At 68.8% G+C, this 21,118-nt stretch carries 18 protein-coding genes and 2 pseudogenes; 5 read left to right on the top strand and 15 right to left on the bottom strand.

All coding sequences use genetic code 11. From position 1 onward, the window contains the following. The 10 genes and pseudogenes from ACFQE0_RS11025 to ACFQE0_RS10980 form a co-directional block, all read right to left on the bottom strand. Complete coding sequence (locus ACFQE0_RS11025; protein ID WP_378969491.1) at window positions 1–234, bottom strand: 4Fe-4S dicluster domain-containing protein; 234 nt, start codon at window positions 232–234, stop codon at window positions 1–3. Between the two features lie 26 nt (window positions 235–260). Then, window positions 261–2,011, bottom strand: a pseudogene (locus ACFQE0_RS11020) (fumarate reductase/succinate dehydrogenase flavoprotein subunit). Between the two features lie 65 nt (window positions 2,012–2,076). Next, entirely contained in the window at window positions 2,077–2,439 is a 363-nt protein-coding gene (locus tag ACFQE0_RS11015; protein WP_378969489.1) for a DUF971 domain-containing protein, read from the bottom strand. A 106-nt stretch (window positions 2,440–2,545) separates the two neighbouring features. Next, on the bottom strand, window positions 2,546–3,217 hold the full coding sequence (locus ACFQE0_RS11010) for a class I SAM-dependent methyltransferase (RefSeq protein WP_378969487.1): 672 nt from the start codon (window positions 3,215–3,217) through the stop codon (window positions 2,546–2,548). Further along, the gene (locus ACFQE0_RS11005) at window positions 3,214–3,750 is read right to left on the bottom strand and encodes a glycosyltransferase (RefSeq protein WP_378969484.1); all 537 of its coding nucleotides are present in this window, start codon (window positions 3,748–3,750) and stop codon (window positions 3,214–3,216) included. Before ACFQE0_RS11005 ends, ACFQE0_RS11010 begins: the two co-directional genes overlap by 4 nt. A gap of 62 nt (window positions 3,751–3,812) precedes the next feature. After that, a pseudogene (locus ACFQE0_RS11000) lies at window positions 3,813–4,277 on the bottom strand (glycosyltransferase); the annotation flags it as partial. After that, window positions 4,274–5,200: a glycosyltransferase family 2 protein gene (locus tag ACFQE0_RS10995; protein ID WP_378969482.1), complete on the bottom strand. Its 927-nt coding sequence runs from the start codon at window positions 5,198–5,200 to the stop codon at window positions 4,274–4,276. The pseudogene ACFQE0_RS11000 and the gene ACFQE0_RS10995, both read right to left, overlap by 4 nt. Before the next feature lie 39 nt (window positions 5,201–5,239). Further along, window positions 5,240–6,349: a glycosyltransferase gene (locus ACFQE0_RS10990; protein ID WP_378975420.1), complete on the bottom strand. Its 1,110-nt coding sequence runs from the start codon at window positions 6,347–6,349 to the stop codon at window positions 5,240–5,242. 22 nt (window positions 6,350–6,371) lie between these two features. Further along, window positions 6,372–7,235, bottom strand: a complete 864-nt coding sequence (locus tag ACFQE0_RS10985) for a glycosyltransferase family 2 protein (protein WP_378969480.1) — start codon at window positions 7,233–7,235, stop codon at window positions 6,372–6,374. Further along, on the bottom strand, window positions 7,225–9,276 hold the full coding sequence (locus ACFQE0_RS10980; protein WP_378969477.1) for an HAD-IIB family hydrolase: 2,052 nt from the start codon (window positions 9,274–9,276) through the stop codon (window positions 7,225–7,227). Before ACFQE0_RS10980 ends, ACFQE0_RS10985 begins: the two co-directional genes overlap by 11 nt. A 60-nt stretch (window positions 9,277–9,336) precedes the next feature. Between ACFQE0_RS10980 and ACFQE0_RS10975 the strand changes: the two genes are divergently transcribed. Continuing rightward, window positions 9,337–10,377 (top strand): glycosyltransferase family 4 protein, encoded by a 1,041-nt coding sequence (locus ACFQE0_RS10975; protein ID WP_378969475.1) that lies wholly within the window; start codon window positions 9,337–9,339, stop codon window positions 10,375–10,377. Further along, window positions 10,377–11,627 (top strand): glycosyltransferase family 4 protein, encoded by a 1,251-nt coding sequence (locus ACFQE0_RS10970; RefSeq protein WP_378969473.1) that lies wholly within the window; start codon window positions 10,377–10,379, stop codon window positions 11,625–11,627. Before ACFQE0_RS10975 ends, ACFQE0_RS10970 begins: the two co-directional genes overlap by 1 nt. Here ACFQE0_RS10970 and ACFQE0_RS10965 read toward each other — a convergent pair. Beyond that, the gene (locus ACFQE0_RS10965) at window positions 11,555–12,538 is read right to left on the bottom strand and encodes a glycosyltransferase family protein (protein WP_378969471.1); all 984 of its coding nucleotides are present in this window, start codon (window positions 12,536–12,538) and stop codon (window positions 11,555–11,557) included. The genes ACFQE0_RS10970 and ACFQE0_RS10965 overlap by 73 nt on opposite strands. 91 nt (window positions 12,539–12,629) lie before the next feature. Here ACFQE0_RS10965 and ACFQE0_RS10960 point away from each other — a divergent pair, with 91 nt between their 5' ends. Further along, window positions 12,630–13,265 carry a hypothetical protein gene (locus ACFQE0_RS10960; RefSeq protein WP_378969469.1) on the top strand — a complete coding sequence of 212 codons (636 nt, stop codon included), beginning with the start codon at window positions 12,630–12,632 and terminating at the stop codon, window positions 13,263–13,265. 6 nt (window positions 13,266–13,271) lie between these two features. Next, window positions 13,272–13,946: a hypothetical protein gene (locus ACFQE0_RS10955; RefSeq protein WP_378969466.1), complete on the top strand. Its 675-nt coding sequence runs from the start codon at window positions 13,272–13,274 to the stop codon at window positions 13,944–13,946. Here ACFQE0_RS10955 and ACFQE0_RS10950 read toward each other — a convergent pair. The 4 genes from ACFQE0_RS10950 to ACFQE0_RS10935 are packed head-to-tail and all read right to left on the bottom strand — an operon-like array spanning window position 13,892 to window position 19,412. Beyond that, window positions 13,892–15,742 carry an ABC transporter ATP-binding protein gene (locus ACFQE0_RS10950; RefSeq protein ID WP_378969464.1) on the bottom strand — a complete coding sequence of 617 codons (1,851 nt, stop codon included), beginning with the start codon at window positions 15,740–15,742 and terminating at the stop codon, window positions 13,892–13,894. The genes ACFQE0_RS10955 and ACFQE0_RS10950 overlap by 55 nt on opposite strands. Window positions 15,743–15,753: 11 nt before the next feature. Beyond that, complete coding sequence (locus ACFQE0_RS10945; protein WP_378969462.1) at window positions 15,754–16,680, bottom strand: ABC transporter permease; 927 nt, start codon at window positions 16,678–16,680, stop codon at window positions 15,754–15,756. Continuing rightward, window positions 16,646–17,605, bottom strand: a complete 960-nt coding sequence (locus tag ACFQE0_RS10940; RefSeq protein WP_378969459.1) for an ABC transporter permease — start codon at window positions 17,603–17,605, stop codon at window positions 16,646–16,648. Before ACFQE0_RS10940 ends, ACFQE0_RS10945 begins: the two co-directional genes overlap by 35 nt. A 16-nt stretch (window positions 17,606–17,621) precedes the next feature. Beyond that, on the bottom strand, window positions 17,622–19,412 hold the full coding sequence (locus ACFQE0_RS10935; RefSeq protein WP_378969457.1) for a peptide ABC transporter substrate-binding protein: 1,791 nt from the start codon (window positions 19,410–19,412) through the stop codon (window positions 17,622–17,624). 138 nt (window positions 19,413–19,550) lie between these two features. Between ACFQE0_RS10935 and ACFQE0_RS10930 the strand changes: the two genes are divergently transcribed. Next, a complete protein-coding gene (locus ACFQE0_RS10930) occupies window positions 19,551–20,969 on the top strand; it encodes a M20 family metallopeptidase (protein WP_378969455.1) in 1,419 nt (472 codons plus the stop codon). Window positions 20,970–21,118: the final 149 nt, after the last annotated feature.

The raw sequence follows: 21,118 nt of genomic DNA, 5'->3' as shown, positions 1-21,118 counted from the left end.
TCAGCGCAGCAGATACGGGATGTTGACCTTGACCGCGTTCGTCGGGCAGTCGACCTCGCAGGGCATGCAGTACCAGCATTCGTCGTACTTCATGTACGCCTTCTGCCGCTTCTCATCGATCGCGAGGATATCGAGGGGGCAAACATCGACACAAACGCGACATCCTTTCTCCGCGATGCATTTTTCCTCATCGATGACGACTGCTGCGCTGCTGGCATGTGTGATGATCGGCATGGATCGATCTCCGAACTAGTAAAGAATTACTCGGCAGCGGCCGGCGTCTTGATGCGGAGCTGGTGGTAGGCGCTCATCTCCTCGGCGGCGACGGGCACGATGTACGGATCGACCTCGCGCTTGGCGTGGGCCATCCGGCCCTGCTCGTCCTTGAACAGGACGGTGTGGCAGGCCCATTCCGCGTCGTTCGTCTCCGGGTGATCGACGCGTAGGTGGTAGAAGCCCCACCGGCTCTCGGTGCGGTAGAGCGAGGCCGCCGCCGCCATGTCGGCGCAGTCGAGAATCGTCTGCATCTCCAGGGCGCGGTGCAGCTCATGCGGATCGCGAGCGCAGAGGAGGGAGAGATCCTCGCGGATCTCTGCGAAGCGCCGCTGGCCGAGCCCATCTTGGCCGTGACCTTCGGGGGCTCGAGATAGTCGTTGACGAGGCGCCGGGTCTTGAATTCCATCTCATGGGGGGTGAGCCCGTCCGACCGGCGGGTCGGGGCAAGGACACGGGCCTGCTCGGTGGCGAGGTCGGCGTCATCGTACCCAGCGAGGCTGGTGGCGGCGCAATAGGCCGCCGCATCGGCCCCGGCGATGCCGCCATTCACGAAGGCGCCGAGCATGTAGTTGTGCGGCACGCTCGCCATGTCGCCGACCGCGTACAGGCCGGGCACGGTGGTGCGGGCGAACTCGTCCACGAACACGCCCGAGGCCGAGTGGCCGGAGCAGAAGCCGATCTCCGAGATATGCATCTCCACCGGCCGCTTGCGGTAATTGGTGCCCCGGCGCTCGTGGAAGCGCCCGCGGGAGGGCCGCTCGTTCGAGTGCAGGATGGTCTCGATCTCGGAGATGGTCTCCTCGCGCAGGTGGTCCATCTTGAGGAAGACCGGGCCGTTGCCGCCCTGCAACTCGCGCCAGAACTCCAGCATCATTTGGCCTGACCAGTAATCGCACTCGATGAACCGCTCGCCGCGATTGTTGGCGGTGTATCCGCCAAATGGGCCGGTGACATAGGCGCAGGATGGGCCGTTATAGTCCTTGATGAGCGGGTTGATCTGGTAGCATTCGAGGTTCGCGAGCTGCGCCCCCGCGTGGTAGGCCATGGCATAGCCATCACCGCAATTGGCCGCGTTCTCGTAGGTGCCGAACAGGTATCCCGAGGCGGGCAGGCCCAACCGCCCCGCAGCGCCACAGGCGAGGATCACCGCCTTGGCCTTCACCACGAGAAACTCGCTGGTGCGGGTGTTGACGCCGACCGCCCCGGCGATGCGCCCATCCGCGCCCTTGAGCAGGCGGGTCGCCATGTAGCGGTTGGTGACGCCGACCTGCAGGCGGCGCAGTTGCCGGTAGAGAACCTTCTTGACGTTATGGCCTTCGGGCATCGGCAGCACGTAGGTCCCCATGTGGTGGACCTTGCGCATGTTGTATTCGCCCGAACCGTCCTTTTCGAACTTCACCCCGAGCTTGTCGAGGTACTGGATCATCGGGAAGGAGCCCTGGGCATAGGCCATCACCGCCTTCTGATTGACGATGCCGTCATTGGCGACGGTGATCTCCTTCACGTATTGCTCTGGGGTGGCGTAGCCCGGCACGACGGCGTTGTTCAGCCCGTCCATCCCCATGCTGATCGCGCCGGACCGTTTGACGTTGGCCTTCTCCATCAGGACGACGCGCAGCGTCGGATCGGCCTCCTTGGCCTTGATCGCGGCCATCGGACCGCCCGTGCCGCCGCCGATCACCAGGATGTCGGTCTCGATGATCTCGGTCTTCGTCGCGGATTCGAAGGCGCTCATGGCACGGGGTCTCGCATCGATGGAGGGGCTGCGCTCGCGCGTCGGCGGAGCGGGCGGAATAGAGTTCAGGCGGCTTGGAGCGCGGCGGGCGGGGCCTCGGCCGCGAGGGCGCGCAGGTAGGACCAGGGGAAGATCCCGCGGGCATGGCCGTCGCTGAAGCCGATATGGACGGCGTAGCCGCCCATCGGCTCGATCTTCGTCACGACGATGTCGCCGAAGGAGGTCGGGAAGCGGTTCTCGACCCGATCGCGGGTACACCACGCGCAGCGGCAGCGCAGTCTCAGTCGCTCGGCGGGTAGCGTCGCGGCGAGTCCGTCGCGCCATTCAAGGCGCAGGGCGAGCCCGCCGCGCGACAGGGTGGCGGCCTCAGGGATCGCCTCCGGATCGAACGGAGGCGGGTTCGGAAGCCCGGTCGCGTGGTCTGCCATACGCTCCTCCTCTGATGACAGCGTCAGAGAAGCCGAGGAGCGCCCGGTCAGACAGCAATTAGTTGCTCAAAATCACAGTGAGAGTGAACTCACGGTGAGAGCAAAATCATTCCGAGGGCTTCAGGAACTTGCACTTCCCCCTCAGCGACCACGGCGGGGGCAGCCCCATCTCAGCGCAGAAGCCATCGACCGCCCGCGTCACCCCCGGAAAGCGACCGCCGAGCCGGTCGTAATCGTCGGCGATGAAGAGCCCGCCCGGCCGCAGGACCGGCCACCACGCCCGTAGATCCGCCGCGACCGAGGCTTCCTCGTGCCCCGCATCGAGATGGATGACGTCGGCGCTCACGCCGCGAAGGCGCAGCAATTCGGCGGCGTTCACCGAATCGAGCGGCAACGGCAGGACGCGGCCGGTCATGCCCTCGCGCACCACGTTGGCGAGGAAGGTGCGGTAGAGGCTCGGGAAACCGTGTTCGGTGGCAAGCTCCGCGAACAGGGATTCATCCGCCCAGTGATCGACGGCACCGAGCCACGTATCGACCGCGATCACGGTGCCGGGGATATCCCGCTCGGCCATCGTGCGCGCGAGATGAAGTGTGCTCGCCCCCTTCCACGTGCCGATCTCCACGACGATGGCCGGGCGGAACTCGTCCACCGCTTCGTCGAGATAGGGATGCACGCTGCGCCAGCCCTGAAGGTCGAGGGCGCGCAGGTCCGTCGGCGGATCCGCGAAGGGGTCGCGTCCGTGCCACAGGGCGGCGATGAGGTCCTGTCGGGTCATGTCTCACGGGGGTTGGAGGATCGCGCGTAAAGCGCTTCGCAGCGGTCGAGCCACAGGTCGTGGGTGAACAGGCGCAGCACGCGCGCCCGGGGAACAGGGCGCGGGATGGCGAGGGCTGCGCCGATGGCCGCGGCGAGCGCGGTCTCGTCCCCGCAGGGCACGAGGCAACCCGCCTCGCCGACGATTTCGGCAGCCGCGCCCCGGTCGAACCCCGCGACCGGCAGGCCGCAGGCCATCGCCTCGATGGCGGCGAGTCCGAAGGGTTCGTCCCAGCGTGGGGTGAACAGGAAGACGGAGGCGCGGGCGATCTCGGCGGCCAGCGCCGGACCGTCGAGATGGCCGCCATAGCGGATCGAACCGCCGAGCCCGGGGCGATATGCGCGTCCCAGTAATCCGGCTCCTCGATGGGGCCGAACAGGGTCAGCGGCAGACCGGTCGAGCGCGCCGCGGCGATGGCGTGATGCGCGCCCTTCACCGCCGCGATACGCGCGGACCAGACGGCGCTTCCATCGCCGCGCTCGCGGAAGGGCCAAGCAGAGGGATCGATGCCGTTATGAAGCAATTCGGCCTGCGCCGGAGCGCCGTCCGGCCACCAGGCGTGCAACAGGGAGCGCGAGGTCGCCGTGATGCGGTGGCCCGGCACCGCACTCGCCTGCACGAACCAGCACAGGGCATCGTAGGGCGGCACGTGCAACGAGGTGACCGTCGGAACGGCAGCGAGGCGTGCTGCATCCAGCGGAAGGCGGCTGAGGCTGTTGTTGTGCAGGATGTCGAAGCGGCCTGCCCCGATCCGGTCCAGGGCGGCGGCATAGCCGTCATCGAGATGGGCCCTCAGCGCCGTGTCGCCCCGGTGCTCCAGGCCCGGAAAGCGACCCTCCTGATGGACAGGGATCACAGGATCCAGGGTGAAACGCGGGTCGCTGTCGCCCGAGGCGAACAGCACGATCTCGTGCCCCCGGCGGGTCAGCCCGTCGGCGAGGTTCCAGGTATAGGCTTCGAGGCCGCCCGCGAAGGGCGCCGCGATGGGGTGTCGGCAGTGGGCGAGGAGCGCGATCCTCATGCCGTCAGCGGCACGGGCCCGGCGGCCTCGCGCGCTTCGATGGCCCGGATGACCGAGGCCGAGTTGGTATAGGGCTGGTGGCCCTGCTGGCCGGTGAGCGCCAGATCGGCCTCGTCCGGGCGCCGCAGGATGCGGATCGGCTGGTCGGGCGTGTCGTCGATCAAGCCCATCACGCGGAACGCGTAGAGCCAGTGGCCCATGGTGCGGTAGCCCCATTTGGCCTCGAACAATTCGGCGTTGCGCACCACACTGTCGAGATGGTGGACCGGAGGCATGTGGTGCGGATGGTACTGGTGATAGGCGCGGGCGCCCTTCATCCAGGCGATGGGAATGCCGCGCTGATCGAGGAGCTTGCCGAAATCAGTGTCCTCGCCGCCGTAGCCTACGTAACGCTCATCGAAGCCGCCCGTCGCCTCGAAGGTGCTACGCCTGATCGCGAAGTTCAGCGACCAGAAGCAGCGGTAATCCTGGCAGATCTCGATACCGGAAGCCGGGGGGCCACGACGGTCCGAGTGCCGCTCGGCGACCGCGTCGAGGCTTGTGTCGTCCCAGGCCCCCAGGGTGGCGCGCTCGGGCAGGTGCAGCACCTCGCCCATGAGCAGGCCATCGAGTTCGCCGAGCGCCCGCGCGTAATCGGCCACCAGATCGGCACCGGGGATGCAATCGACGTCGAGGAAGACGATGTCGTCGCCGCTCGCCGCTGCGACGCCGCGGTTGCGGGCCGCCGCCAGGGGCAGATCGCGACCCGCCACCAGAATCTGCCGGATGGGGAAGCGCGTCTCCGGCAGGTCGTAGAGTTCGTCCTGCATCACCGCGACGATGAACTCGGCGGGGGGCTGGGTCTGGCGCTCCAGCCCTAGCACCACGTTGCGAAGATGCGCCGGGCGGCCCTTCGCGAGGGTGACGACGGAAACGGTGCGCATGGGCGGCTCGGACTCCGGTGGGGTTTTGTGGGTGCGGGATCAGGCTGCGGCGGGGTGGGACCAGAGTTCGTCGGTCAGACCCTCGAGCCAAGCCGCGGCACGGCTCGCCGCATCCGGGGCGTAGAGGCCGCGCAGGGCGGCGCCGTCGAGGGCGCGGGCCCGGGCGAGGAGATCACGCCAGCCACCGAGATCGCCCGGCCAGGTGGGGGCCTGGACGGCGGCACCGAGGCGGACCAGAGCCTCGGCCTTGCGCGTCTGCTCGGCGAAGTAGCGCCATTCCGGCATGACGATGAGGCGACCACCGACGCGTGCCACCTCATGCACGGTGTTGTCGCCCGCCGAGGCGATGACGATGTCGGCGGCGGCGAGGTAGTCGGTCACGGACGGCACCCAGCCGAGTTCGCGCAGGTTGGCGAAGTCGGTCTCGTGCCCCTCGCGATGGGTCGGCCCGAGGGTGAGCCAGAGGGCGTCGGGCGCGGCACGGGCCGCGACGGTGAGCGGCGCGTAGGGTGTGCCGCTGCCGCCGCCGCCGGTCACCGCGACGATGATCTCGCGCTCGGGATCGAGGCCGAGCCGCGCCCGTGCCTCGGCACGCTCCGGCACGCCATCGACGCTGGTGCACAGACCGCCGCTGTAGAACGTCTTGGCACGAAGCCGTGCTGGGTAATCGTCCTGTTCCAGCCGCTCGTCGAAGGGAGCGAGCATGCCGACGCAGGCTTCGTACGAGCCGACATGGCCGATATCGGAGCGATCGCCGTGCATGCGGATCTGCACGGCGGGCACGCTGGCGATGCGCGCCAGCAGCGCGATCTCCGCCGAGACATCGACCACGAAGAGGCCGACTTCGCGCTCATCGAGATGATCGAGGATGCACCGCATGGTGCGGCGCATCGCGTCGAGCCCCAGCGGAACGCAGTGCATCACCTGCGGCGTGGGCTCGGCGTAGAGGCGCGGCGTCGGGACGGCGGCGCCGATCATGTTCGGCAGGGTCACGATCTCCACGTCGCGGCTGAAACCGTCGAACAGGCTGGGATCGGCGGTGAGCACCGAGACCGGCCGGTCGCGCGCGAATTCGCTCGCCACCGCCATGGTGCGGTTGGCATGTCCTCGGCCCTGGTGATGGACGAAGAACGCGATGGGCTTCTTGATGGTGGACGGCATCGGTCTCAGGTCAGGAGAAGAGGGCATCCGGCCGGAACGCGGCAGCGATCTCGGCCTCGCTCGGGGACCGGATCAGGCGGATCTCGGGGGCGCGCTCGTCCCAGTCGATAAGGCCCGCTGAGCGGAACTGGCCGAGCCAGTAGGTCATGCACCAGCGCCCGTGCCGCGCGCGGAATCGCGCCGCGTTCGCCAGGATCGGCGCGAAGTGCTGGAGCGGGGGCACGTGAACCGGGTGGTGCTGGTGATAGGCGCGGGCCCCGGCGACCCAGTAGGTCGGCAACCCTGTCGCCGCGAGCCGCGCGGCGAAGTCGGTCTCCTCACCGCCATAGCCGGTATAGGTCTCGTCCATGCCGCCGACCGCTCGCCAGTCGGCTGCGGAGAGAGCGAAGGAGAGGCCCCAGAGTTGCCCGGCATCGGGCTCGCGCCGCAAACCGCTGTCCGGTGGGGTCGGTCGGGCCGGATGGGCTTCGGACAGCCGATCGAGAGCGGCGAGGTCGACTGGGCCTTGAGGCAAGTAGCGGACCTCGCCCAGGAACAGCCCACGCGCCGCCGCGGCGGCCTGCGCATAGGCCGCGATGAGCGTCGGCGAGGGGATGCAGTCGACATCGAGGAACACGAGCAAGTCGGCGCTCGCCGCACTCGCAGCCCGGTTTCGCGCCGCCGCCAACGGCATCGCCTCACCCGGCACGAGGATGTGGCGGACGGGACAACCGGCATCGGGCAGGTCCGGGGCGGGCTCGGGCTGCATCCAGGCGATGACAAGTTCGCGTGGGCGTACCGTTTGGGCCGCGAGACCACGCATCAGGTTGCGCAGACGGTCGGCGCGGCCCCGGACCAGGGTGAGGACGCTGGGGCCTCTGCCCTCAGCCGACATGGGCGAGCATCCGGCGGAAGTAGGAAACGCCCTCGATCACGCCCCGCGCATGAGTCCTGCGGGCGACGTAGGAGTGTTTCAGGGTCGCGTTGCTGGCGAGGTCGTCGGAATAGTTCGCGACGATGATCGCCTGGACGCGGGCGCGCAGCATCTCGATGTCGTTGCCGGAATCACCCGCAACGAACACCGCGCGCTCGGGCAATGCATAGAGGGCGCGGACGTGGTCGACCGCCGTGCCCTTCGAGGCTCCGGCGGGCAGGACATCGAGGTAACGGCCGTGGCTGTGGATCACCCGGGCGGGGATCCTCGCCTCCTCGAGCCGAGCGCGAACACGTCGCGCCACCGCCGCATCGCCGAAGAAGCTCAGCTTCAACGTCCGCTGTTCCAGCGGCCCCTGCCGAACGAGCCCCGTGAGCCCGTCGAGGGCATCCTGAACCGCTTGCCGGTCCCAGTCGGCCGCGATGACGCGGCGCCACGCGGCATCGGCCGTGTAGGTCACGCCGTTGGCATCCAGGTGGAAGATCTCCGAGCCCACGGAGGTGATCATCACCTGCGGCCTCGGGCTGTCCTGCTGTTCCAGCACCGCCATGGCGCTGTGGAAGGAGCGGCCCGTGGCGACGCCGAAGGCGAGTCCCGCCTGTCGGCTGCGCCAGCGGCGGAAGATCCCCAAGGCCGCCGCGCAGCCGATCAGCGTGTTGTCGATATCGCAGACGAGGAGTTGGCGTGGCGCGGGCGTCGGCGGCTGCTGTGCCAGCAGGGCGCGGAGAAGCACGTGGTAGCGCGCGGCGTGCCGGTCCCAATCATAGGCGGCCGCCGCCCGCGCCCCGCCCGCGACGCAGCGCGCGTACAGGGCCGGATCGCCGAGGATGCGCAGGCAGGCCGTGGCGATGGCATCCGGATCGCGCGGATCGACCAGAAGACCGTTGCCGCAGGTCTCCACGATGTCGTTGGGCCCACCGCTGTCGGTGGCGACCAGCGGCAATCCGGCGGCGGAAGCTTCCAGCAGCGTCAGGCCGAAGGGCTCGTTGAGCGCGGGGTTGACGAACAAGCCGCCCCTGGCCCGCGCATAGGCATAGATGGCGGGTACATCATCGGGACTATGCGTCTTCGGATAGGCGACACGGCCGTAGAGGTCGTAGCGATCGATCTGGACCAGCAGGTCGCGCATGGTCGCCGCCATGTCGCCGTCGAGGGTGTCGATATCCTGGCGGGTGCCCGCGATGATGACGAGGTTCGCCGCCTCCTGAAGGGCCGGGCTCTCCCCGTAGGCTCGCACCAGCGCGGCGAGGTTCTTGCGCGCGACGGGCCTCGCCAGCGCCAGGAGCGCGGGCTTGCCGGGATCGTGCAGGAAACGGTCGATCGCCGCATCGATGCGCGGATGGGGCATGGCGGCGGCGAAGCGGGCGAGGTCGCTGCCCGGCGGCAGGATGCGTACGCGGCCCGGATCGTAGGCGCCGTATCCGGCATATTGTACCTCGGCCTCGTCGCGCGACGAGGCGATCACCAGCTGGGCACGGGCGAAGGCCGCCTCTTCGGTGGCGATCCGCCGGCCGAGATCGGGACCGGGGGTAGGTTCGCCCAGCATCGCGGCCTTCACGCGTCCGAGGGAATGGGCGGTGAACACGAACGGAATGCCGAGCCTGTCCTCCACCAGGGCCGCCACCGTGGCGGCATCCGCGTAATGGGCGTGGATCAGGTCAGGCGCCCGCTCCTGTGCGGCGATCCACGCAATGAGGCCGTCAGCGAAACCCGCGACCTCCTCGTGCATCTCTTCCTTGGTGCGGTAGCCAGGAGACGCGCTCGCGAGCCGCACGAGCGTCACCTTGTCGGAGATCGCTTCTTCGGGCACGGCGTAAGCGCTGCCGAGCGGGCCGGAGAATAGCCGGGTCGCCACCACGATCCGCGTGACGTCGCGATCCTGCGCCGAAGCGGAGACGAGATCGAGCAGATACCGGATATGCCCCCCGGTATCGGCCGTAAGCCCGTAGACGACTCCGTCGCCGCGCAGGCAGCCCTGCAGGGCGATATGCAACACAAACATCAGGCGGCCGCGTAAATTTCCGGACGCAACCGATGACTTAACCTATGTAAAGAGGTCGCCGTGATGCGCATTGCCCAAATCGCGCCGAACATATTTCCTGTCCCTCCCAACCATCACGGCGGCACAGAGCGGGTTGTGCACGATCTAAGCACGGCGCTGTGTAACTTGGGTGTGCAAGTAACTTTGTTTGCCCCGTCGGACAGTGCGACAGAACTGCCACGCGTGGGAAATTATCCGAGCCTGAGCGCGTTGGAGCGGGCGCACGGGCGCGTGGCGCCGGGCGTGCCCGCGGCGCTCGATGCGCTTCAGCTGGAAGCCCTGCGCATGCGGCTGGGGGAATTCGACATCATCCATTGCCACGGCGAATTCGCGCATGCGGCGCTGCTCGGCGAGCGCCGCCGTCACAGCCTAACGACGGTGCATTGGCGGGTGGACGAACTCGACCGGGCCTTGTTCTTCGCGGGCTTCTCGGACCTGCCTGTGGCCGCCATCTCGGCGGCGCAGGAGGCCGGGATCCCGGCTTCGAACCGGATGGGCGTGGTGCATCACGGCATCGACCGGGACCGCTACGCCGTCACCATCGAGCCCGGGCCCCACGTCGCCTTCATCGGCCGCATGACCGACCAGAAGCGTCCGGACGTGGCCATCCGCGTAGCACGGGCCGCCGGCCTTCCGATCCGCCTCGGTGGGACGATCGATGTCGGCAACCCGGATTACTTCGACCGCGCGGTGCGCCCGCTGCTCGAGCCGGAGGCGGTCTATGAGGGGCCGGTGGACGATGCCGCGAAAGCCGCGTTGCTGGGGAGCGCGCGGGCGCTGCTGTTCCCCATCGACTGGCCCGAACCGTTCGGCCTCGTGATGATCGAGGCCATGGCCTGCGGCACGCCGGTCATCGCCTGGAAGAGGGGCTCGGTCCCCGAGATCGTCGAGGATGGCGTCACCGGTTTCATTGTGTCGAACGAAACCGAGGCGGTCGATGCGCTCGGCCGGATCGGGCAGCTCGACCGCGCCAGGATCCGGCGCCGGTTCGAGGAGCGGTTCACCTCGGAGCGGATGGCCCGCGATTACCTCGCCCTTTACCAACGCCTGCTCGCCGCCTGATGCGCACCGCCCTGCTGACCTGGGACTACCCGCCCGCGCCGAGCGGCCTCTCGACCGCCGCCCGCGAGATCGCCGAAAGCCTCGCGGAGGCGGGGGCTGACGTCACGGTCTTCACGCTGGACCGGACGGGGCGCGCACGGAGCGGCGGGGTGAGCCTCGTCGGCCTGGCCTTGCCGCCGGACGGCGCGTTGGCGCGCCTGCGTCTCTGGGGCTCGGCAGGGCACCTCGCCGCGCCGCTGGCCTTTCGGCGCGCCGTTCTGGATGCCCATGCCGAGGCGCCCTTCGCGGTCGTCGAGGCGACGAACTGGTACGCCCCGGCCGCCCTGCTCGCGGGACGTCCGGGCCTGCCCCTCGTCACGCGCAGTTCGACCCCGGCCTCTCTCTCGCGTGATCCGGCCGGGACGCTCCGCAACCGGCTCGACGGGTGGACGGCCGACTGGCTCGAACGGCGGCAGGTGCGGGGCAGCGCGGGCCTCATCGCCAACACTGCCGGACATGGCGCCGTGATCGCGCGGACCTACGGTTTGACGGGGCGCCAACCCTCGGCGGTGATCGGCCTCAGTCTCCCACCGGAGATCTTGGAGGCCGCCCGTGACGCCACGTATCCGGCCCACGCCGAGCCTCTACGCCTGCTCTTCGTCGGCCGGGCCGAGGCCCGCAAAGGGTTCGATGCACTCATTGGCGCGATCGCCCTCCTCGGTGCCGAACAGGCGCGGGGCGAGGTGCCCCCCTTCCGCCTCGACCTCGTCGGGGTGTCGCCGGGCGATCTCCCAGCCAACCTGTCCGAGGCCGCAAAACGGCGCCTCCACGCCCGGGGCCGCATCGACGCGGCTGCTCTGGCAGAAGCCTATGCCGAGGCCCACGCGGTGGTCGCGCCCTCCCGCTACGAAAGCTTCGGGCTGGTCTATCAGGAGGCCATGGCCTACGGGCGGCCCGTAATCGCCTGCGCAGAGGATGCGAGCGCGCGCGCCTTCGTCGGCCTTCCGGGAGCAGGCCCCCTCGCCGAGGTATCGACCGGAGCGGCGCTGGCGGATGCGTTGCGCCCGCTGCTCAAGGATCCCGCGCGTCGCCTCGCCTACCGAAGCCGTGCGCTCGCGGCGGCGGGCCGCTTCGACCGGGCGAGCCTCGGGCGGGAGACCTTGTCGCTCTACCGCCAGGCGATCGAAGCCTCGGCCTCTCACCCGGCGAAAGGGCGGAGCAAAGCCGCCTCTTCTTCGAGCCGACCACGACCGGGATCGAGCGCTTCGTAGCGGCGCGAGCGCGCCCGGACGTGGGCGGAACTGAGGGTGTGGGTGATGGCCCCATGCAGGGCGATGAAGCTGCGGGGCCATCCGCCATCCAGGATGGGCCGCTCATGGACCAGCCCGGCATAGCGCACTGTCCTGCGGTTCAGCCGGTACTGCACATCCGGGAACATATCGGAGAGCACGCCATCGACCCGGTTCGCACGCGCGAGTCCGACCGACACCACATCACCGGTCTCGGCCAACGCGGCGAGGGCCGGAAGCAACCGCCCGGCGGCAAGCGGAAGGGTCTCGTCGGCATCGAGCTGGAGCATCCACTCATGCCGGGCGAGATCCTGCAACGCGTTTCGCTGAGCGGCGAAATCCCCGTCGAGGGGCCGGGACGCCACGCGCACGGACCCAGCCGGGACGCCATTCAGCGGAACGGCTCGCGGTTCGCTCGTCGGCCCGTCGAGGAGGATCGCGACATCGTCTGTCCAGCCCGCCCATTCCGGCAGCGAGGCCAGCACGGCATCCCGTTCCGCCGCGCGGCAGATCAGGCCCAGCGAAACGGGACGCCTGTCGGCCTCGTCCAGGACGAAGAGGCCCGCTTGCGCGGCTCGCGGATCATGGGGATGCCGGAGTGCCGCTGCGCCCGTCTCACCGAGGGGGCGTATCCCGAGGGCGAGGCGCGTCGCGGCGATCCTCAGGGTGTAAAGGTCGAGACCATAGGGAGCCTCCGCATCGGACTCGAAGACGGGTGCCGCGAGGCGCGCATCGAGCTGTGCGCGGCATGCGGCCGGGTCCGCATCGTCGGCGATCAGGACCCCGCATGAGCCGCAGGCCCACGGAAAGGCGCGGGTCCGGCCATTGGAATAGGTCAGGCTGCGCTCGGTGGGCACAAGCATGTCCGCTGCGCAGATGAAGCAACGGCGCATTTTTATCGTCCCGCCCGATCAGGTTCGCGTGTGCTCTGGTCGTTCCGGGCCCCGGCCTTACTTCGGCTGCTCGACGCGCTCGCGGACCTGAATGCCATCCGACACCGATTCCTCTTGCCCCAGCGGGCCTGATCTGGTCACCAGCGCATCGCTCGCCATCGTCGGCAACGCCCCCGGCATCGGTGATGTAGGGCCCGCGATCGATGCGGCGGCCTGCGTCGTGCGCTTCAACAACGCGCCGGGCTTCGGCGCCGGAACGGGCCGACGCGTCACGCATCTCGCTCTCGTCAATCGCGGCGGGCAGATGCGGGAATGGCTGGAGGACCGGCATTTTCTGATGCGACCGGTGATCCGCGCGGCGGGCGCCTTCATCCTGCCCTTCCCGATGCTTCCGGCCGAGCACAACGTGCCGGAGCCGATCTGCTGGACGCGCGAGATCCTGGCGCGCCTGCGCCCGTTGGGCCGCCCGATCCACATCCTGCCGGAGGCGTTGCACGATCAGGCGCGCGGCCTCCTCGCGGAGGGGACGTCGCACGAACCCAATCCCAGCACCGGCTTCCTCGTGACCCTCGCGTTGCTTCAGGGGCGGGGAGCCCAGGGACCAGCGGCGGAGGTTTACGGGTTCGGGTTCGAGGGCTGGCCCGGCCATCCCTGGAAAGCCGAGCGCGCGTGGTTCTCGGCCGCCGAGGCAGCGGGACGCCTCCACCTGCACCCCCTTCAAGGTTGAGCCATCATGTCCACGCTGGTCACGGTCCTGAAGGGCGGCGGGCGCTACGACGCCACATGGGTCGAACGCCTCGCACTGGGTGTCCGACGCCACGCACCAGCCTTCGAGCGGATCCTCTGCCTCACGGACCTGCCGCTCGCGGTGGCCGGGGTGGAACGGGCCCCTCTCCGGCACGACTGGCCCGCATGGTGGGCCAAAATGGAGGCGTTCCGCCCTGGTTTGACGGACGGACCGACGCTGCTCTGCGACCTCGACACAGTCCTGACCGGGCCAGCCAATGCTCTGGCCGAGCCCGGCCTCGCTGCAATGGAGGATTACTTTCACGCGGGGCGGCTATCGAGCGCCCTGCTCCGCTGGCACGGGGATGAACTCGCCCCGCTCTACGAGGAGTTCGCGGCCGAACCCGAGCGGTGGATGTCACCGGGATCCTGCGGCCCCGTACCCAACGCGGTCCACGGCGATCAGGTCGTCATCGACCATTGGTTCCGCCGGAATGGGCGGTCTCCGGCCTTCATCCAACGGGTCCATCCGGGCCTGCTCGACTTCTACGATCCACGGCGCGACGCCCACGGCCCGGTGGTGATCTTCATCGGCCCGTCGAAGCCCGACACGGCGACGGGCTCCGTTCACGCCGCCTGGACGGGCGCCACGGCGTCCGCCCATTCCTCGCCCCACTCCTGAACGCTGTGGCCGGGTGAGACCTCCCGGTAGAGCCGTGCCGGAGGTTCGTAGTCGGGCGAACGGATCGGACTGCGGATCTCGTCGTCCGGAAGGGCGTGCCGCGCCCGGCGGCGGGCCGGATCGGGGATCGGCACGGCGGCCAGGAGCTTCTTCGTGTAGGGATGCTGCGGGTTGCCGAACACGGCAGCGCGCGGGCCGATCTCCACGATTTCGCCGAGATACATCACGGCGACCCGGTGGCTCACCCGCTCTACCACCGCCATGTCGTGCGAGATGAATAGGTAGGCCAGCCCCATCTCGGCCTGAAGGTCGAGCATCAGGTTCACCACCTGTGCCTTCACCGAAACGTCTAGCGCCGAGACCGCCTCGTCGGCGACGATCAGCCGGGGCCTCAAAGCGAGGGCGCGGGCGATGCAGATGCGCTGGCGCTGGCCGCCTGAGAATTCGTGAGGGAAGCGCCCGGCCATGTCGGGCGACAGCCCCACGCGGGACAGCAGAGTATCCGCCCGCTGCCGGGCTTCCTGCCGCGAGGCGAGACGGTTGATGAGGAGCGGCTCGGCGATCGCCGCGCCAACGCTCATGCGTGGATCGAGGCTGGCGAACGGGTCCTGAAAGATCATCTGCATCCGCTGGCGGCGGCTGCGAAGCGTCGCGGCGTCGAGGCCGGTGATGTCCTCGCCATCGAGCAAGACGGAGCCGGACAGGGGCTCGACGAGCCGCAGAATGGAACGGCCGGTGGTGGATTTCCCACAACCGGATTCTCCCACCAACGCCAGGGTCTCACCCGCCGCGAGGCTGAACGAGACCCGTTCTGCCGCATGGACCCGGCCGGTCACCCGGCTGAACAGGCCGGAGCGGATGTCGAACCGGGTGGTCAGGTCACGCACCTCCAGCACCGGGCGCTCGATCGCCTGCACCGTGTCGGGGGCCTCGGGCGTGGGCTCCGCCGCGCCGGTCGCCCGGTCGATGACGGGGAAGCGCATGGGCCGGGACCGTCCCGCCATGGCACCGAGCCGGGGCACGGAGGCGAGCAGCGCGCGGGTGTAGGGCTCGGCGGGATCGGAGAAGATCCGCGCCGTCGGCCCGGTCTCCACCGCCTTGCCGCGATACATCACCACCGTGCGGTCGGCGATCTCGGCCACCACGCCCATGTCGTGGGTGATGAACAGGACCGACATGCCCTCGTCGTCCTGCAGGCTCTTGATGAGGTCGAGGATCTGCGCCTGAATCGTCACGTCGAGCGCCGTGGTCGGCTCGTCGGCGATGAGGAGCTTCGGGCGGCAGGCCAGCGCCATCGCGATCATCACCCGCTGACGCATGCCGCCGGAGAAGCGGTGCGGGTATTCGTGCAGGCGCGAGCGGGCCGCCGGGATCCGGACCTTGTCGAGAAGGCGCAGAGCCTCAGCCTCGGCGGCAGAGCGCGACAGGCCCCTGTGCCGGATCAGCGCCTCCGAGATCTGGAATCCGATCGTCAGGACCGGATTCAGGGAGGTCATCGGCTCCTGGAAGATCATGGCGATGGAATCGCCGCGCACCCGTCGCATCTCGGCCTCTGAGGCCGTGAGCAGATCCTGTCCCTGAAAGCGCACGCTGCCGCCGATACGGCTCGCGTCGCGCGGCAGGAGGCGCAGGACCGACAGGGCGCTGACGCTCTTGCCCGAGCCGGATTCGCCCACCAACGCCACGGTCTCCCGGGGGCCGATGTCGAAGGAGACGCCGTGCACCACCTCGCGCCACCGCCCATCCGAGCGGAAGGACACGGTGAGGTCGGCGACCGAGAGGATCGGATCCGTCACGGGGCCGCCTCCTAGAGCACCCGGCGCGGGTCGAGCGCATCGCGCAACCCATCGCCGATGAAGTTGATCGACAGCACGGTGAGGAAGATCGCCCCGCCGGGGAACAGCGCCCAATGCGGGGCGACGTCCAAGTGGTCCTTGGCGTCGAACAGCAGCCGCCCCCAGGTGGGGATGTCCGGCGGAAAGCCGAGCCCGAGAAAGGAGAGGGTCGATTCCGCGATGATCGCAGAGGACACCTCGATGGAGGCTGCCACAATCACCGGCCCGAGCGCGTTCGGCAGGATGTGGCGCCGCACGAGGTGCCCGTTGGTGGCGCCCTGCGAGCGGGCCGCCTCCACGAACTCCTTCTCGCGGAGCGTCAGGAATTGCGCCCGCACCAGCCGCGCGACGGGCATCCAGCGCAAACCGCCGATCACCGCGACGATCATCAGGAACACGCCTCCCTGCGATCCGAAGACCGCCTTCAGGCTGTCGCGGAACAGGTAGATCACGAGGAGCAGCAGCGGCAGTTGCGGTAGCGAGAGGAACAGGTCGGTCAGCCACATCAAGGCCGGATCGAGGAAGCGCCGGGACATGCCCGCGAGCGCACCCACCACGACGCCGATCACGCTCGCCACCGCCATGGCGGCGAAGCCCACCGCGAGGGAGATGCGCCCGCCATAGATCATCCGGGCCAGCAGGTCCTGGCCGAGATCGTCCGTGCCGAACGGATGATCCCAGGACGGGCCCTGAAGCTGTGCCGCGAAATCGATGTCATCGATCGCCACCGGCCACAGCAGGCCGCCGAGCAGCACGCCGCCCACCAGCACGGCGAGCACGCCGACGCTCGCGAGCGCCAGCCGGTGCCGCCGGAACCGCCGCCACGTCTCACGGCCGGGCGAGGCCGGAGCGCGGGTGATCGCCTCAGCGGAGGGCGATGCGAGGGTCGAGCCAGCCATAGAGCAGGTCCGCGACAAGGTTGAACAGGATGACGAGGCCCGCGAACACGAAGGTCACGGCCATCACCACCGGCGTGTCGTTGGCGAGCATCGCGTCGATCAGCAGGGAGCCGATGCCGGGGATGCGGAAGATCTGTTCGGTGACGATGGCGCCGCCGAACACCGCCGGGATCTGGAGGGCGACGAGCGTGACCACGGGGATCAACGCATTGCGCGCGATGTGGCGGCGGGTCACCGTACCCTCGGTCAGGCCCTTGGCACGGGCCGTGGTCACGTAGTCGAGCCGGGCGACGTCGAGGGCTGAGGCGCGGACGTAGCGCGTGTACGAGGCGGCCTGGAAGAAGCCGAGCACCGCCACCGGCATGATCGCCTGCCGGATGTTCGCCCAGGCCCAGGCGAACCCGCTGCCGGGCAGGTCGGCCTGATAGACGAAGGGCAGCCAGCCGAGCTTGATCGAGAACAACAGGATGAACAGCAGGCCGGTGAAGAAGGTCGGGAGGGAGAACCCGATGAAGGCCAGCGTGTTGGCGACCTGATCGGCCAGCGAATAGGGCCGCCGCGCCGCGTAGAGACCCACCGGAATCGCGACCAGCAGGGCCAGAACCTGAGACGAGCCGACAACGAACAGCGTCGTCGGCAGCCGTTGTAGGATCAACTGGTCGACGTTCACGCGGCTCGCGAAGGAGAAGCCCCAGTCGCCCTGGAGCATCGCCATGAGCCAGCGCAGGTAGCGCGTCATGATCGGATCATCGAGGCCGAACTTCACGCGCAGGGCTGCCCGCACCTCGGGCGGCACGTTGGGGTTCGCCGCGAGTTCGCCGAACGGGTCGCCGGGTGCGAGCGCCAGGACGACGAACAGGATCAGGCTGATGCCGAGCAGGCTCGGGATCGCGATCAGCAGCCTGCGCAGGATGTAGGCGCCCATGGCGCGCCGCCCCCGCTCAGGTCGTCCGGCTCCATTCGGGCAGGAAGGACAGGTCGTTGTCCCAGCCGCTGCGCGGGGCCGACAGGCTCGCGCCCACCGCCGAGACCTCGGCCCGGTGGATCAGCGGCAGGACGTTCTCCGAGACGGCGAGATCGTTGCACTTGATCAGGAGCGCGGCGCGCTTCACCGGGTCCAGTTCGCTCTGAGCGGCGTTGTAGGCTTCGTCATAGGCGGCGTTGCGCCATCGCACGACGTTGCGGCCCTGCCACTTGTTGGCCTTGGTCGCCACCTCCCAGGATGCATACATGAGCAGCCAGATCGCCGGGTCCGCCTGCGTCATGCTGTAGGCGTACATCTCCATATCGGCGTAGAAATGGGTGCAGGTATCGGGATTGGCGGGATCCGACGAGAAGAAGACCGAGCCGGTGACCGACTTCAACTCCATCTCGATGCCGGCCTTGGCGGCGGCTTGCTTGATGATCGCCTGTGTCTTCTGGCGCGGTGCGTTGATCGAGGTCTGGAAGACCAGCTTCAGCCGCTTGCCGTCCTTGGCCCGGATGCCGTCCGAGCCCTTCTTCCAACCCGCCTCGTCGAGGAGTGCGTTGGCGCGTGCCGGATCGAAGGCGAAGCGCGTATCCTTCGAGACGAACCGCTCCGGGCCGTTGACCGTGTTGGCGGTCGCCTTGCCCGTGCGGCCATAGATGTATTGCTCGATCGACTTGCGATCGATGAGCAGGTTCATCGCCTGGCACACCTTCGGGTCCGAGAAGGCCGGGTGCTTGGTGGTGATGGACGACCGCTCGCCATCGACCTCGACATTCGGGTCAGTGGCGTTGAGCAGCAGGAATTCCAGCTTGCCGCCGTAAACGACGTCCACCCGTCCCTTGCCGCCGGCTTCCAGGCGCTTCAGCACCTCGTCCTCGATGAGCATGTTCCAGGCGTAATCGTATTCGCCGGTCTGGAGCACGGCGCGGGCGGCCGAGACCGCATCGCCCCCGCCCTTCATCTCGATCGTATCGAAATAGGGCCGGTTGGGCAGGTGGTAGTTCGGGTTGCGCTCGCCGCGGACGATGTCGCCGGGCCGGAACTCCACGAACCGGTAGGGCCCGGTGCCGACGGGGGCGAGGTTCTGCGGCGCCTCGCGGGACTTGGCACCACTGTAGGGGCCGAAGAGATGCTTCGGCAGCACCATGCCGACGATGCCGACGAAGGCATCGCACCAATAGGGCGTGGGCTTGTCGAACAGGACGCGCACGCTGAGGTCGTCGATCTTCTCGACCTTGCAGTCCTTGTAGGATCCGCTCGTCACCGCCGCCGTGGCGGGATCGCGGGCATAGTCCCAGGTGAAGACGAGATCGTCGGCGGTGAGCGGCTTGCCGTCGTGCCACGTCACGCCCGGCTTGACCTTCCAGACCACCGAGCGTCCGTCCGGCGCGATCCCGCCATTCTCCTTCGAAGGGATTTCGGCGGCGAGCACCGGCACGAGGTTGCCCTCCGGATCCCAGGCGGCGAGCGGCTCGTAGAAGATCCGCGAGGCGTCCTGGTCCTTGGTGCCGATGGCGAAATGCGGGTTGATGAGCGTCGGCGCCTGCCACCAGAGTAGCTTCAGGGCCCCACCCCCGCCCGCCTTGGCCGGCTTGTAGCCAGAGCGGATGTCGCTCGCCATGGCCACGCCGCTCCCGGCGAGCATGAGCCCCGCCATCGGTGCGCTGAGGCCCACGGCCACCATCCGGCGCACGAAGGCGCGCCGCGAGAGGTCACCGGACCGAACCCGTCCGATGAGGTGGTGCAGATCCCGCTCGTCCATGAAGATCAGCCTGTTCCCAGATCACGGCGCCGTGCGCACAGCATCATCCCGGCCATGCTCTTGGCAAGGGTTGCGCCAGTGACGCTTCCACTCAAGCATGTATTTTCCCCCCGTCGACTTGGCGCCAGTGAGGATCGAATGGACAACCGCAACGCCGTGTGGCGGCATGTCGACGCGCAGGCGGACCGGCTGATCGCCCTGTCCGACCGCGTCTGGGGTACGCCCGAGGTCTGCTACACCGAAGCGCGCTCCTGCGCCGAGCACGCCGCCGAACTGCGGCACCAGGGCTTCCGGATCACCGAGCAGGTTGCAGGAATCCCCACCGCCCTCATGGGCGAGGCGGGTGAAGGCGGCCCGGTCATCGCCTTCCTGGGCGAGTACGATGCGCTGCCCGGCCTCTCGCAGGAGGCGGGCGTGGCCGAGCACCGCCCCGTCGAGGCGGGAGGACATGGGCATGGCTGCGGCCACAACCTCCTCGGATCGGCGGCGCTCCTCGCCGCCACGGCGGTGAAGGACTGGCTTGCCGAGACCGGCACACCGGGCCGCGTGCGCTATTACGGTTGCCCCGCCGAAGAAGGCGGCGCCGCCAAGGCCTTCATGGTGCGGGCGGGCGCCTTCTCCGATGCCGACATCGCCATTTCCTGGCATCCGGCGAGCTTCTGGGAGGTCGCGCCTCCCGTCGCGCTCGCCAACACCCGTGCCGACTTCACCTTCACCGGGCGCACCGCCCATGCGGCGGCGGCGCCGCATCTCGGCCGCTCGGCGCTCGATGCCGTCGAGCTGATGAGCGTCGGCGTGAACTACATGCGCGAGCACATCCCGTCCGACGCGCGGGTGCATTACGCCTATCTCGATGCGGGCGGCATCGCCCCGAACGTCGTCCAGGCAGGGGCCAGGGTGCGCTACTCCATCCGTGCGGGCGACCTGCCCGGCATGCTCGCGCTGGTGGAGCGCGTGCGGAAGATCGCCGAGGGCGCCGCTCTGATGACCGAGACCAGCGTCGAGATGCGGATCGTCAGCGCGGTCTCGAACATCCTCGGGAATACGCCCCTGGAACAGGCGCTCCACGGAGTGATGGAGGAGCTGGGCCCACCGCATTTCGACGAGGCCGACCGCGACTTCGCCCGCGCGATCCGGGGAACGCTCGGCGATGGCGATATCGACGCCGTGTTCCGCGCCGTTGGTCTGCCGCGCACCGAGGCGCCGCTCGCCGATTTCATCGTGCCCCTCGATGCCCCGCGCAAGCCCGCGGTCGGCTCGACCGATGTCGGCGACGTGAGCTGGGTGGTGCCTACGGTGCAGGCGCATGCGCCGACCGTGGCCATCGGCACGCCGTTCCACACGTGGCAGGTGGTGGCCCAGGGCAAGAGCCCGGCGGCCCACAAGGCGATGGTGCAAGTTGCCAAGGCGATGGCCGCCACCGGCACCCTGGCCCTGACCGATCCGGACCTCCGAGAGGCTGCAAGGCAGGATCTCATCCGTCGCGGAGGGGCGGACGGCTACGTCTCGCCGCTTCCCCCGGAGGTCGAACCGCCCCTGCGCATGTCGATCGCCTGAGCGCGGGCGTCATTTGATCCTTCAAGGCGATGTCCTTGCGGCGTCGCCTCAACCGGAAGTCGTAAGTTGCGCCTTATTGACCCTCCGCCCGTCCTAGACAGGGCATTACTTGGCCAAGCCAAGCAAGACATCACCCATAAAACATCACG

This window comes from Methylobacterium komagatae, from assembly GCF_042661665.1.
Classification (GTDB): Bacteria; Pseudomonadota; Alphaproteobacteria; order Rhizobiales; family Beijerinckiaceae; genus Methylobacterium; species Methylobacterium komagatae.
The sequence above is the reverse complement of the archived record's forward strand: the minus strand, read 5'-3'. Positions and strand labels throughout refer to the sequence as shown.

Excerpts from the sequence above, each read along its gene's own strand:
- ACFQE0_RS10935 (WP_378969457.1), bottom strand. The coding sequence starts at position 19,412 with ATGGACGAGCGGGATCTGCACCACCTCATCGGACGGGTTCGGTCCGGT.
- ACFQE0_RS11015 (WP_378969489.1), bottom strand. The coding sequence starts at position 2,439 with ATGGCAGACCACGCGACCGGGCTTCCGAACCCGCCTCCGTTCGATCCG.
- ACFQE0_RS10965 (WP_378969471.1), bottom strand. The coding sequence starts at position 12,538 with ATGCGCCGTTGCTTCATCTGCGCAGCGGACATGCTTGTGCCCACCGAG.
- ACFQE0_RS11010 (WP_378969487.1), bottom strand. The coding sequence starts at position 3,217 with ATGACCCGACAGGACCTCATCGCCGCCCTGTGGCACGGACGCGACCCC.
- ACFQE0_RS10945 (WP_378969462.1), bottom strand. The coding sequence starts at position 16,680 with ATGGCTGGCTCGACCCTCGCATCGCCCTCCGCTGAGGCGATCACCCGC.
- ACFQE0_RS10970 (WP_378969473.1), top strand. The coding sequence starts at position 10,377 with ATGCGCACCGCCCTGCTGACCTGGGACTACCCGCCCGCGCCGAGCGGC.
- ACFQE0_RS10955 (WP_378969466.1), top strand. The coding sequence starts at position 13,272 with ATGTCCACGCTGGTCACGGTCCTGAAGGGCGGCGGGCGCTACGACGCC.
- ACFQE0_RS10995 (WP_378969482.1), bottom strand. The coding sequence starts at position 5,200 with ATGCGCACCGTTTCCGTCGTCACCCTCGCGAAGGGCCGCCCGGCGCAT.
- ACFQE0_RS11025 (WP_378969491.1), bottom strand. The coding sequence starts at position 234 with ATGCCGATCATCACACATGCCAGCAGCGCAGCAGTCGTCATCGATGAG.
- ACFQE0_RS10980 (WP_378969477.1), bottom strand. The coding sequence starts at position 9,276 with ATGTTTGTGTTGCATATCGCCCTGCAGGGCTGCCTGCGCGGCGACGGA.
- ACFQE0_RS10940 (WP_378969459.1), bottom strand. The coding sequence starts at position 17,605 with ATGGGCGCCTACATCCTGCGCAGGCTGCTGATCGCGATCCCGAGCCTG.
- ACFQE0_RS10930 (WP_378969455.1), top strand. The coding sequence starts at position 19,551 with ATGGACAACCGCAACGCCGTGTGGCGGCATGTCGACGCGCAGGCGGAC.
- ACFQE0_RS10960 (WP_378969469.1), top strand. The coding sequence starts at position 12,630 with ATGCCATCCGACACCGATTCCTCTTGCCCCAGCGGGCCTGATCTGGTC.
- ACFQE0_RS10985 (WP_378969480.1), bottom strand. The coding sequence starts at position 7,235 with ATGTCGGCTGAGGGCAGAGGCCCCAGCGTCCTCACCCTGGTCCGGGGC.